Genomic DNA, 12,048 nt, shown 5'->3' on the forward strand with positions numbered 1-12,048 from the left:
AGAGAAGAGATTATGAGGCCAGAAAATTACGTAGCATTTTTCACTGTTTGTGGATTTTTTATAGGACTTGCATTTAGCATTATTAGTATAGATGAAGCCTTTGATATACTGATTTTTACTTGTTTTATTACTTTTATGTTTTATGTTTTTGTTCATATTGCTATTATGAATTTTATAGATGTAAAGAAAATTAGTGGCAGAATCTTTAATAAACACGATTATGAAAAAACTAGCAATAATATTATCAACGATTTAGTTATTCGTGAAAAGAAAATGGATATAATTTTAGAAAAGCTCAATGAAGAAAGAGAAGAGCTAAAGAAAAATGAATCCAAAGAAAGACGAAGAAATGCTAAAAGAACCGCCTAAAGCTTATGCACAAATGCTAAAGAAAGAGCAAGATGAGCTTGTGCTTTCTTACATGCCAGCTCTGCGTGCTATGGCTTTTAGACTAAAAGAACGCTTGCCTTCAAGTATAGATGTTAATGATCTTATTAGCATAGGCGTTGAAGAAATGATAAAGCTTTCACGCCGTTACAATAAAGAACAAAATGATAACTTCTGGGGTTTTGCAAGAAAAAGAGTTAACGGCTCTATGCTTGATTATCTTAGAAGTCTTGATGTAATGAGTCGCAATAATCGCAAAATTATTAAAGATATTGATGCAATCATGGATGAATATTTCCTTGAGAATGAATGCGAACCTGATGATGAGTATCTAGCCAAAAAACTTGATTTAGATGTAGAAAAAATCAAAGAAGTAAGAACAGCTCATGCTATTAGCTATACCCTGCCCATTGATGAGCAAATCGAACTTTATAACGAAGACAATACTTTAGAAAAAATTGAAAAAGAAGAACTTTTAGAAAAAATTCACGAAGTGCTAGATGATCTTAAAGAGCGCGATCAGTTAATTATTCAGCTTTATTATTATGAAGAATTAAGCCTAAAAGAAATCAGTGAAATTTTACAAATCAGTGAAAGCAGAATTTCACAAATTCACAAAAAACTTCTTAAAAAACTTAGAGAAAGGCTGGTGTAATGGCTGAGATACTTTCCCAAGAAGAAATTGATGCTCTACTTGAAGTTGTCGATGATAACACCGACACACCCATAGCCTCAAATTCAAAAGATGAAAAAGATGAAAGAAATATCGTTGTATACGATTTTAAGCGTCCAAACAGAGTTTCAAAAGAACAACTTAGGACGATTAAAGGCATACATGATAAATTGGCAAGAAATTTAGCCTCTCAAATTTCATCAATGATGAGAAGTATTGTTGAAACTAAACTTCATTCAGTCGATCAGATGACTTATGGAGAGTTTTTAATGTCTTTGCCAAGCCCAACAAGTTTTAACGTTTTTTCTATCAAACCTTTAGATGGAAACTGTGTTTTAGAAATCAATCCAAGCATAGCTTTTCCTATGATAGACAGGCTTTTAGGTGGTCAAGGCGATAGCTATGAAGCTTCGCGTGAGCTTACGGATATTGAGCTTAATTTGCTTGATTCTATTTTGCGTATCATTATGCAAAGACTTAAAGAAAGCTGGGCTACCGTAACTGAAATTTATCCTAGTATAGAAGCTAAAGAATCAAGTCCAAATGTTGTGCAAATCGTATCTCAAAATGAGATTGTTATCATGGTAGTAATGGAAATCATCATAGGAAATTCAAGTGGTATGGTAAATATCTGCTATCCTGTAGTGCATTTAGAAAGTATATTAAGCCGTTTGGCAAACCGCGACATTATGATGGGTGAAACCTCAGCCAAAAAATCACGCAACAAAGAACTTAAAACTTTAATCGGTCGTGCTGAAGTGGTATATGAGGCAATTTTAGGAAAAACCTTAATTAATGTTCATGAATTTTTAGAACTTAAACAAGGCGATATCTTAAGACTTGATAGAGAAGCAGATGATAAAGCTATAGTAAGCATCGATAAAAAAGATGTTTTCTTAGCACAAATTGGATTGCATCGTTTTAGAAAATCTATTAAAATTTTAGAACTCATACGCACAGATAAAGATGAAATCAAAGAAATTTTGGAAAAATACGAAGAAGAACGTAAAGCTAAAGCTAGTGTTTATGATGAGCCTGAAGAGGAGGATGAAGAAATATGATCAATGATTTTTTAAAAATGTTTACAAATGAATGCATCAGCACCATTGAAGGTTTAACAGGAAAAAGTGCTGAATTTAGCGAATATAAAGAATTTGATGTCAATGCAAGTGATACTTTAAAAGCACCTTTAGTGTATGCTATATTTGATATAGCAAATGGTGGAAAAATAGGAATTTTAGCCGGTGCTGTTTTAATGAGTGCTATTGGTGAATGGATGATGGGCGAAGAAGAGATCACCAAAAACGATAAACTAGGTCCTGATGAAATGGATGCAGCTAAAGAAGCCATCCAAAATATCATTTCAGCATTTTCTACAACTTTAGGAGCTCAAAAAGACATTCCAAAAATGGATTTTAGTATAGAATCTTGTGAATTTGTGCCTGAAAGCGTAGATTTTAAAGATTTTAAAAAATTATTTTTATATGATGTAAAAATAGGCGATTTAGAAGAACAAGTTTCTTTAGCCATGGATCAAACACTTCACAACATCCTAAGTGGTAAACCTGCTGAAACAGGAAATACAAGCACTGATTCTAATCACAACGCTGAAGAAAAAGCGATAATGCTTAGCGAAGAACTTAAAAATATCAATCTTATCATGGATGTTCGTTTGCCTGTGCGTGTGCGTATAGGCAATAAAAAAATGCTTTTAAAAGATGTTTTAACTATGGATATAGGTTCAGTTGTGGAGCTTAATCAACTTGCAAACGATCCGCTTGAAATTTTAATCGGAGATAAAAGAATTGCTTATGGTGAAGTAGTAATTGTCGATGGTAATTTTGGTGTTCAAATTACAGAAATCGGATCTAAAAAAGAAAGATTAGAGCAATTAAGATAAAATTACTCTATAAATTTAAAAAAATTAGCTATAATCATTTTTTATAGTTTTGCCAAAAAGGTATTTGATGGATACAAAAATCATAAAAGATGTTGAAAAATTTGAAAATATACCCGAGCTAGAAAAGGCTGTTACTTTTTTTGGTTCAGCAAGACTTAAAGAAGATAATTTTTATTATCAGCAGGCTAAAATTTTGGCACAAAAATGTGCTCAAAATGGTTTTTGTGTGATAAGTGGTGGTGGTGGAGGCATTATGCGTGCAGCCAACGAAGGTGCTTTTTCACAAAAAAATAATACAAATTCAATGAGTTCTGTAGGGTTTAATATATTTTTACCTCACGAGCAAAAACTTAATGATTTTGTAGAATATAATATTACTTTTGAGAGCTTAGCCATACGCAAAATGGCTCTTATTGAAAAGAGTCTAGCTTTTGTGATCTTCCCAGGCGGCTTTGGAACACTTGATGAATTGTGTGAAATTCTTACATTAAAACAATTAGAATTTAAAAAAGATGTTCCTATTATTTTGTTTGGGAGTGAATTTTGGCGAGGTTTTGATGAGTTCGTCAGAAATTCTTTACTCAAACTTGAAGTGATTTCTAAAGGAGATGAGTTAAAGTATAAGATCACTGACGACTTGGATTTTATAATTAATACTTTAAAGGAAATTTAATGAAAATTCTAGTCGCTATGAGCGGTGGAGTTGATAGTACAGTCACTGCTTATAAACTTAAAAATTTAGGTCATGAAGTTATAGGTTGTTATATGAAGCTTCATGGCAAACCAAATTACCACGAAGAAAATATCAAAAAAGTAGAAAAAGTTGCAAATTTTTTACAAATTCCTTATCATATTTTAGACTTACAAGAAGATTTTAAAAACAAAGTTTATATGCCTTTTGTGGATACTTATAAAGAGGGTAAAACACCAAATCCTTGCGCTTTATGCAACCGTTTTATCAAACTTGGAAAACTTTTAGAATTTGCTAAAAGTTTAGGTTGTGAAAAACTTGCCACAGGGCATTATGCAAGACTTGAAAACAATTTAATAAAAACCGCAGTAGATGAAAGCAAAGATCAAAGCTATTTTTTGGCTAGTGCAGATAAAGAAGCTTTAAAATATCTTATTTTTCCGCTAGGCGAAATGAAAAAAGAAGATGTGAAAAAATTTGCTTCCACTATAGAGGTTTTAAAATCTTTTGCCACTCAAAAGGAAAGTTCTGAAATTTGCTTTGTTGAAGATACTTATGTGCAAGTTTTAGATCAGTTTATGGATACAAAAATTCCTGGAGAAGTATTAGATAGTAGCGGAAAAGTAGTAGGCAAACATGAGGGCTATATGCACTATACTATAGGCAAAAGAAGAGGCTTTGAAGTGCGTGGGGCACATGAACCACATTTTGTTTTAAAAATCAATCCTAAGCAAAATCAAATCATCGTAGGAACCAAAGAAGAACTTAAAATCAGTGAATTTAAGCTAAAAAATATCAATCTTTTTATAGATACTAAAGAGCTTGATTGCGAAGTAAAAATCCGCTATCGTTCAAAATCTACACCTTGTAAGGTAGAAATTTATGAAGATAAAAGTGCAAAAATCACTCTAAAAGATCCTGTTTATGGACTTGCTAGCGGACAAATGGCAGTCTTTTATGATCATGATAAAGTCATAGCAAGCGGTTTTATAGAATAATTTCTAGGAATTAATTCCTAGAAATTATTAATAAAATCCTAAAATTTTCCACCAAACAAGCCCAACAGCTATCATCACTACTATATCAACTATGGAAATCACAAAACCTATACTCCACCATTTTTTAAGAGTTACATAGCCTATTCCAAAAATAACAGGAGCTGTTCCTGTTGCATAGTGAGTTAATGCCATCATAACATTACCTGAAGCTATCATAATAAAAGCATAAAGAAGTGGTGGTGCTCCTAAGGCAATTCCTGCACTATAAAAAACAAAAAACATTGCTGATATATGAGCTGTAGTGGAAGCAAAGAAATAGTGCGTATATAAAAAAGCAAGGCTTAAAAATATCATAATAGAAATTTCCCCAAGTCCCATAGCGGAAGCAAATTCACCTAAAACTTCAGCTAAAAACTGAGTAACACCAAGTTTGCCAAGTAAAGTTGCCATCATTACAAGAGCCGAAAACCATACTAAAGTATTCCAAGCAGCTTTTTCAGCCAAAACTTCCCCAAAAGTTAAAACTCCACTAATTAACACCAAAGACAATCCAAGCAAAGCCACGCTAGTCGCATCAAGAGAAATTCCAAAAAACAAGCCCAAAGTTCCAGCCCATAAAAGTAAAAGCGAGACAAAAACACTGAGCATTATTTTTTCACTATTTTTCATTTTTCCAAGTTCTTTCAATTTATCTTTAGCAAAAGTGGAAGCATTAGGCGTGGATTTAATTTCTGGCGGAGAGAGAAAATAAAGCACCAAAGGCATCAAAAGCATAGCAACTATACCAGGTAAAAACATACCTAAAGCCCATTGCCCCCAAGTTAAATGCACTTCTAAATTTGTAGCTTGTGCTATAAGATCAACCACCAAAGGATTTGGAGCTGTAGCTGTGATAAACATAGCTGATGAAATAGGATTAGCTTGATAATTTACCAAAGAAAGATAAGTGCCTATTTTATTTTGCGTTCCATCTTCAGGAGTAGATTTAAAACTTCTTGCAATAGCTCGAACTATAGGATTTATGATAGCCCCTGCTCTTGCAGTATTTGAAGGAGTAACTGGAGCTAAAATGGTTTCGCAAAAAGCTATAGAATAAGCAATACCTAAGGTTTTTTTACCAAAAATACTGATAAAATGATAAGCTAAACGCTCTCCAAGTCCTGTTTTAATAACTCCACGAGCCACAATAATAGAAATAACTATAAGCCAAATAAGAGAATTTGAAAAACCACTTAAAGCGTCTTTTATACCCGTTTTAGATTTTAAATTTGATATAGCAGTATTTACCTTTTCATCTATACTCTTTTGAGATAAAAAATCAAGTGCTAAAGTATTTAAAGCTGAAATTTTAGTCTCATCAATAAGTTGTTGCGTAGAAGTTTTTGAAGTAGCTTTGGTATAAATTTTTACTTAGATTTTCAATTTGATAATTTACATCTGTGCTTGATTTTAAAATTTCATCAACTTTTGCTTTTAAATTTCTACTTATATTAGCATTGATTAAAGCCTGCAAAGTAGCGGCTTCAACTGCCTCATCCATAGTTGTTTTATAGATATTAGAATTATCTCTTAAAACAATTCCCTCAAGAGTTTTTATATGCGTAGCACGCACAGAACTTTGGGTAGTGGTAATGCCGCTAAGAGCTACTATGACAATAGCTATCATACAAACAGCCCCCAAAGGCATTACTTGTAAAATCACTGCCATAATCACAGCAATAAAAAGCCCAAGAAAATGCCAAGAATTATCTTCCAAACCTACAGGAGCAGGTATAAGCCAAAACACAGCTGCAATTAAAATACACAGCACCAACAAGGGAATTTTCTTTCTATCCATTGTTTATCCTTTGATATTGGTAATGTAATTTACAATGCTTAAATTCTAGTTAACCAATATTTTAATAAATCTTAAAATTATAATTTTTAAATAAATTTTTAATTTATTGTTACAAATATACATAATTTTACTTTATAAAGAAGCTAGCCTGATTGAAAAATAAATAGGGAATTTTAAATGAAGAAAACCCTTCCCCAGATAACTGCGGCACACACTAAAATCAAGTGCTCTGCTGTGTTCCCACCCTGAAGCGGTGCTTAAAAATAGCATTGCACAGGTCTAAGAAAAGGCAAAGAAATTATATCATAATATACTTAAAAAGTGTTGAGCTATAAAAACTAAATATAAAAATGTATAAACATGTAACAAATTGGTTATATTTTATATAAATTTTTAAATTTAATTTGCAAAATTATTGTTTTTTTCAAGGAAATACGATTATGATATATTATATAAATTTTTAAGGAAAAATCATGGAAATCAAATGGAGTAAAGATTTTAGCATTAAAAACATACAATTAGATAAACAACACGAACTAATTTTTGAAATTGCTGAAATTGCAAACGATTTAGCTTTAAAAATTCAAGATAATGATGTGCAACACAAAAATGATTTAAAACAAATTCTTACAAAGTTATTCCAATATGTAAAAATTCATTTCAAAGATGAAGAAAAATTTATGGAAAGCATTGATTTTCCTTTGATTGAAGAACATAGAAAATCTCATCAAATATTATTAAAAAAGACTAAAGAACTTTTAGAGCATTCAGATAATATTGTAAAAATGTCTCAAGAACTTTCCATATTAACCAAAGATTGGATTTTAGATCATTTTGCTATTGAAGATTTATGGATAGCTAACTTCACAAAAAAAGCTCTACATCTTCAAGAGATTCATTATAATCTAGAGCAATACATAAAATTAAAATCAATTAGGCAAGATTTAAAGACTGAAAAAACCTATGATTATATTTGCAACTGTTATTTGCGTACTCATGCAGTTCCACAAACCATACACGAAGAACTTGTTAGCAAAGAAAATACTTTAAAATGTGAAAAATGTGGACAAATTTTAGTGTATTTAGATCATATTGATTTAAATCAAAATTATGAAATGTTAAATCATATCCTCGAAAACATAGGAGTGTAATGATAAGCTATGAAATAAAAACTTTAGAAACTTTCAATCCTTTTGAAAGTTTAAAATATGAACAAGCCAGCACAGATCAAATTCTTGATTTTAGAATTATAGATTTTAAACTTCTGTGTTCTAATATAAAACCAGCAAAAACAAAAACTTATGAAAGAAAGGATTTTGACTTATTTTATGCGGATGATTTTTTTGTAAAAAATTACAATACCATGGTGCAAAAATTTCTTATAGAAATTTATCCAAAAACACAAAAAAATTGTTTCGTGGTTAAGCTTAAATCTAATCCTAGTTTAACTTATCTTAAGGTCGATATTAATTTTTTGGATAATTTTAAATACTATCCAAATTTAAAATTTGACATTTTGCAAAATATTTATAAAGTAATGATCAAGCAAAAATTTTTAATCTTAAGACTTGATAAAAATTTATTTGACAAGATTGATGATTTTATCTTATCAATACAAAAAAATCCATCTATTAAAGAAATAGAGCTTGAAATTGCCAAAGGTGTAGATAAGATTGAACATAAAAGCGATGAAATTATTTATCATAGAGATGTTAACGAAGAATGTTTTGACGAAAATATTAGCTATGATGAAGGAAGCTACTGTAAACCTATTGAAAAAAATGAGCTACTTTTTGAATACATTTATAGAATTCTTGGAAAAGAAGGTAGAAATTTAAGAGGAGAAATCCTTCATTTAAACCCAATAGCTTTTTTTGATAATCCTTTTATCATAAAAGATGAAAGCATTTATACAGAAGAACTAGAAGATAGAATTAAATATTTTAGTGCAAATTATGGATTTTTAAATAAAGACCGATCAGGATATAGTGTTACAAATAATTTAAAATTATCACAAGTAGGACTTAAAACAACCGGTTCAATCAGAACAAATACTGATGAAAATATAAACTTAGAAATCGCTAATTTTGATATAAATGATGATGCTGTTAAATCAGGCATTGTAAATGTTCAAGCTTCAGACATAAAAGTAAATGGAAGCATTGGAGCGACAAAACTTTATGGAAGAAATATCAGCATCAAAGGCCTAACTCATGCAAAAAGCGAAATTTTTGCACAAGATATTTTTATTACAACACACAAAGGAACTTTGCAAGCTGATACTGTGTATATAAAAAATTTAGAAAACGGGATAGTTATAGCCAAAAATGTATTTGTTGAAAACTGCATGGGTGGAAAAATAGAAGCAGAAAATATTTATATTTGCAATTTATTAGCAGATAATATCTTATATCCCAAAAAAAATCTAATCATAACAAATAATATAAAATTTAAAAATAATATTGTAATTTCTCCACTAGATTTTATTAACAATAAATCAAACTCAGAAACTGAAAATCTTACAAATTTAAGCCTTAAAACAAAGAGTAAACTTGATAATATCATAAGTCAAATGCAAAATTACTATGATTATCTAATCAAAAATCAAATCAAGATTATCAAACTTCAAAAAACTGAAAAACTTAATGCTATAGATATGAAATTTTCAAATCTTTATCGTGATATCATAAAAAAATATAATCATCTTAGTGTCTTGTATAAAAAACTTATAAAATTAAAATATCATATTGACGCAAAGCTAAATTTTTTAGATGAAATGGTTTATAATGTAAAAATATACATAAAAGCCGAAAATATTGGAGAGGATAATTTTTTAAAATTTTATCCTAAAACAAACACTGAGCTTGAACTAAAGCATCAAATAAATTTAAAAGATTATGAAAAAGTTTTATACCTTGAAAAAGGGCAACAAGCAAGCTATATTAAATCAAGTCATGATTATAGCGAAAGCGATATAGAAGAAATTAAAATTATTTTTGAAAAACTAGAAAAAGATAATTCCTAAAAATTATCTTTTCATATTAATAGCCTTTTGTATCATTTGATCGCTTGTGGTAATGCTTTTTGAGCTTGCATCAAAGGCTTTTTGAGTTACTATAAGATTTGAAAGCTCTACACTTAAATCAACATTAGATTGCTCTAAAAAACCACCTTTAAATTTAGCTGTATTAACAATCTGTCCATTTTTCATAATAAAACTTGCATCACCACTATTAGCTGTTGCAGCAAAGATATTATCGCCCATAGCAGCCAATCCTTGCTCATTGATAAAATTATATAAAGCAAGCTTTCCAACTATAGCATTTTTACCATTGCTAAATTGCGCTACAATACTTCCATCATCAGATATATCATATTGTTTAAAAAATCCTTCGGCTACACCATCTTGCTGTGTAACTACATTTTTTTCAACGCCTTCTTTAATATAAATCCCACTATAACCCGAACCAGGTTTATTAGCATCATAAGGAGAGCCTAAATCAATATTAATTGTTCCGCCATTTGGGTTTGCAATGCTTGTAATATTATTTTGAAGCAAAGCACCATTTTTATCAAAAACCATATTTCCTTCAGTTGGATTGCCTACGGCATTGCCATTAGAATCATAAATTTGGGCAATGGCTTTATATTGTATATTATCGCCTTCTTGCGGCAAAACCCTTTCAAGCGTAACCCTTAAAGTACTTTTACTTCCATCTGCATTATAAATAGGGGATTCTAAAATATCTTTATTGGCTTTTTGTTGTTCTGTTGAAATTTGAGCTGTATCAAGCTTGATGCTATTTTCATCCAAACCCTTTAAATCAAGCTCATTGCTTTTAAAATTAAGATTTTCATCTAAAGTTGCTTCAAAGCTTTTTTTTACGCCATTATCGTCAGTGAAATTTAAAATGATCCTATCACCCACTTTAGCACTAAACACATCTTCTTTGCTAACACTACCGCTAACTACATATTTTCCATCTTCGGTTTTTGTAATGTTAAATTTACCAGGATCAAGATCTACTTTGACCACTTCTGTTGTTGTGTTAGTATTTAAACTTCCACTCCATTTTACATTTTGAGTTACTTGAGGAGGTAAATACATATTCACAGGTACTTTAATAGCCCCTTGAGAAGCAGTTGTGCCTATACTGAAAGAATTATTTGAATTTACGGTAAAACCATTATTTACCGGAGTTCCTGTGTTAAGATAATCCCCCATAAGCCCCGCAACCCTATCGCTATAGTTGATACCGGTAAAAGCAGGGTTCATTGTTCCTAAAACAAAATTTCCATAAGAATCTACCAAATATCCATTTGCATCTCTTTTAAACGATCCATTTCTAGTATAGTAAGCATTACCATCCGCCCCCAAAACCCCAAAAAATCCTTTTCCTTGTAAAGCCACATCAAATTCGCTATCGCTTGCCACAAGAGAACCTTGTTCAAAAACCACATTAGAAGAAGCTGATCCTGAGCCATATCCACCTTGAGCAGGATTAGTTGATTGAGTAGTTATGGTGCTATAAAAAATATCTTTAAATTGAGTATCAGAATACTTAAAACCTGTAGTATTAACATTAGCTATATTATTTGCATAAATATCAATACCAAAACTATTTGTTTTAACTCCAGAAATTCCATTATAAAATGAATTCATCATGGCTTATGCCTTTTCCTCTTTGTCGCCTTCTTCTGTGGATCCAGAATTAGAAGAATCTCCATCACTTGAGTCTCCACCTGAACTATCTCCAACGGAAGTTGAAGATGAACCAAGTTTATAATCACTAATTTCACCAATATCATCAAAACTTACATATTGACCACCCATTTTTGCATAAGCAACCCCATCAACAAATTTAATACCCTCTATAGGATAAGTTCCATAATTTGCAGTGATCTTTTCCCCGTTTTTATTATTATAAACCACTTTAACACTATACTCTCCATCCCCAGCATAAACACCATCATTATTTCTACCAGGCCACTCTAATGTAAATAAACCTTTTGATACTTCTTTTCCCTCATTACTTTTTTCACTAAATACCAACTTATTATTTTTATCATAAACCTCTAAGGTGATTCCTTTATCATCCGAATCTTCAGGCAAATACATTTTTAGTGCAATAACCTCATCTGCGCCTGTTAATTTGACTTTGTTTTCATTTACCGTAGCCATTTTTCCTATAGCTCCCACTGCTGCAGTACTCATGCTCGTGCTAAAAGAATTGGAAAGTTTTTCCATAGTTTCAACCATTTTTTGCATAGTTGTATTGGTATTTTGTTGCATTTCAAGTGCACTAAGCTGTGAGGTTTGTGTAAGCATTTTATCACTATCCATAGGATCTGTTGGATCTTGATGTTGAAGCTCTATCAAAAGAAGTTTTAAAAACGCATCTTTATCTAAGGTAGCATTTGGATTGCTCACTATTCCTGAGCTACTGCTTGAATCTGTTCCAGTTGTTCCACTAGTACTTCCTGAAGAAGTAGTACCTGAAGTTGTAGCAGCAGTATTTAAATTCCAATCCGATGATGATATCATTATAAACTCCTTTTTAT

At 31.0% G+C, this 12,048-nt stretch carries 10 protein-coding genes, 1 other RNA gene and 1 pseudogene; 8 read left to right on the plus strand and 4 right to left on the minus strand.

Annotation, left to right across the window (positions count from 1 at the left end; all coding sequences use genetic code 11):
• Positions 1-12: 12 nt before the first annotated feature.
• From FBE93_RS07525 to mnmA, 6 genes are all read left to right on the plus strand, one after another.
• Positions 13-369: a hypothetical protein gene (locus FBE93_RS07525; protein WP_002933924.1), complete on the plus strand. Its 357-nt coding sequence runs from the start codon at positions 13-15 to the stop codon at positions 367-369.
• On the plus strand, positions 350-1,042 hold the full coding sequence (locus FBE93_RS07530) for an RNA polymerase sigma factor FliA (RefSeq protein WP_207307213.1): 693 nt from the start codon (positions 350-352) through the stop codon (positions 1,040-1,042). Before FBE93_RS07525 ends, FBE93_RS07530 begins: the two co-directional genes overlap by 20 nt.
• The gene (gene fliM, locus FBE93_RS07535) at positions 1,042-2,121 is read left to right on the plus strand and encodes a flagellar motor switch protein FliM (protein WP_002851710.1); all 1,080 of its coding nucleotides are present in this window, start codon (positions 1,042-1,044) and stop codon (positions 2,119-2,121) included. The genes FBE93_RS07530 and fliM overlap by 1 nt, the downstream gene beginning before the upstream one ends.
• Positions 2,118-2,960: a flagellar motor switch protein FliY gene (gene fliY / locus FBE93_RS07540; RefSeq protein ID WP_002860902.1), complete on the plus strand. Its 843-nt coding sequence runs from the start codon at positions 2,118-2,120 to the stop codon at positions 2,958-2,960. The genes fliM and fliY overlap by 4 nt, the downstream gene beginning before the upstream one ends.
• A gap of 67 nt (positions 2,961-3,027) precedes the next feature.
• Positions 3,028-3,633 (plus strand): TIGR00730 family Rossman fold protein, encoded by a 606-nt coding sequence (locus FBE93_RS07545; protein WP_002933921.1) that lies wholly within the window; start codon positions 3,028-3,030, stop codon positions 3,631-3,633.
• Positions 3,633-4,649 carry a tRNA 2-thiouridine(34) synthase MnmA gene (mnmA, locus tag FBE93_RS07550; protein ID WP_002870919.1) on the plus strand — a complete coding sequence of 339 codons (1,017 nt, stop codon included), beginning with the start codon at positions 3,633-3,635 and terminating at the stop codon, positions 4,647-4,649. Before FBE93_RS07545 ends, mnmA begins: the two co-directional genes overlap by 1 nt.
• A gap of 27 nt (positions 4,650-4,676) precedes the next feature.
• On the opposite strand, the pseudogene FBE93_RS07555 reads toward mnmA, so the two are convergent.
• A pseudogene (locus FBE93_RS07555) lies at positions 4,677-6,486 on the minus strand (DASS family sodium-coupled anion symporter).
• A 188-nt stretch (positions 6,487-6,674) separates the two neighbouring features.
• Positions 6,675-6,772, minus strand: an RNA gene (gene ffs, locus FBE93_RS07560) — signal recognition particle sRNA small type.
• Between the two features lie 187 nt (positions 6,773-6,959).
• Between ffs and FBE93_RS07565 the strand changes: the two genes are divergently transcribed.
• Positions 6,960-7,637, plus strand: coding sequence for a bacteriohemerythrin (locus FBE93_RS07565; RefSeq protein ID WP_002933268.1), 678 nt, complete (start codon positions 6,960-6,962; stop codon positions 7,635-7,637).
• Positions 7,638-7,639: 2 nt separating this feature from the next.
• Positions 7,640-9,511 carry a flagellar assembly protein A gene (locus tag FBE93_RS07570; protein ID WP_165434342.1) on the plus strand — a complete coding sequence of 624 codons (1,872 nt, stop codon included), beginning with the start codon at positions 7,640-7,642 and terminating at the stop codon, positions 9,509-9,511.
• A gap of 3 nt (positions 9,512-9,514) precedes the next feature.
• Here the strand turns inward: FBE93_RS07570 and FBE93_RS07575 are convergent, their stop codons facing one another.
• Together FBE93_RS07575 and FBE93_RS07580 are read right to left on the minus strand one after the other, a co-directional pair.
• Entirely contained in the window at positions 9,515-11,152 is a 1,638-nt protein-coding gene (locus tag FBE93_RS07575; protein WP_165434340.1) for a flagellar hook protein FlgE, read from the minus strand.
• Positions 11,153-11,155: 3 nt separating this feature from the next.
• Complete coding sequence (locus FBE93_RS07580) at positions 11,156-12,031, minus strand: flagellar basal body rod modification protein (protein WP_002933283.1); 876 nt, start codon at positions 12,029-12,031, stop codon at positions 11,156-11,158.
• Positions 12,032-12,048 lie beyond the last annotated feature (17 nt).

Source organism: Campylobacter sp. CFSAN093229, from assembly GCF_011068225.1.
GTDB classification, from domain to species: Bacteria; Campylobacterota; Campylobacteria; order Campylobacterales; family Campylobacteraceae; genus Campylobacter_D; species Campylobacter_D jejuni.

Excerpts from the sequence above, each read along its gene's own strand:
- FBE93_RS07525 (WP_002933924.1), top strand. The coding sequence starts at position 13 with ATGAGGCCAGAAAATTACGTAGCATTTTTCACTGTTTGTGGATTTTTT.
- FBE93_RS07530 (WP_207307213.1), top strand. The coding sequence starts at position 350 with ATGCTAAAAGAACCGCCTAAAGCTTATGCACAAATGCTAAAGAAAGAG.
- fliM (WP_002851710.1), top strand. The coding sequence starts at position 1,042 with ATGGCTGAGATACTTTCCCAAGAAGAAATTGATGCTCTACTTGAAGTT.
- fliY (WP_002860902.1), top strand. The coding sequence starts at position 2,118 with ATGATCAATGATTTTTTAAAAATGTTTACAAATGAATGCATCAGCACC.
- FBE93_RS07545 (WP_002933921.1), top strand. The coding sequence starts at position 3,028 with ATGGATACAAAAATCATAAAAGATGTTGAAAAATTTGAAAATATACCC.
- mnmA (WP_002870919.1), top strand. The coding sequence starts at position 3,633 with ATGAAAATTCTAGTCGCTATGAGCGGTGGAGTTGATAGTACAGTCACT.
- FBE93_RS07565 (WP_002933268.1), top strand. The coding sequence starts at position 6,960 with ATGGAAATCAAATGGAGTAAAGATTTTAGCATTAAAAACATACAATTA.
- FBE93_RS07575 (WP_165434340.1), bottom strand. The coding sequence starts at position 11,152 with ATGATGAATTCATTTTATAATGGAATTTCTGGAGTTAAAACAAATAGT.
- FBE93_RS07580 (WP_002933283.1), bottom strand. The coding sequence starts at position 12,031 with ATGATATCATCATCGGATTGGAATTTAAATACTGCTGCTACAACTTCA.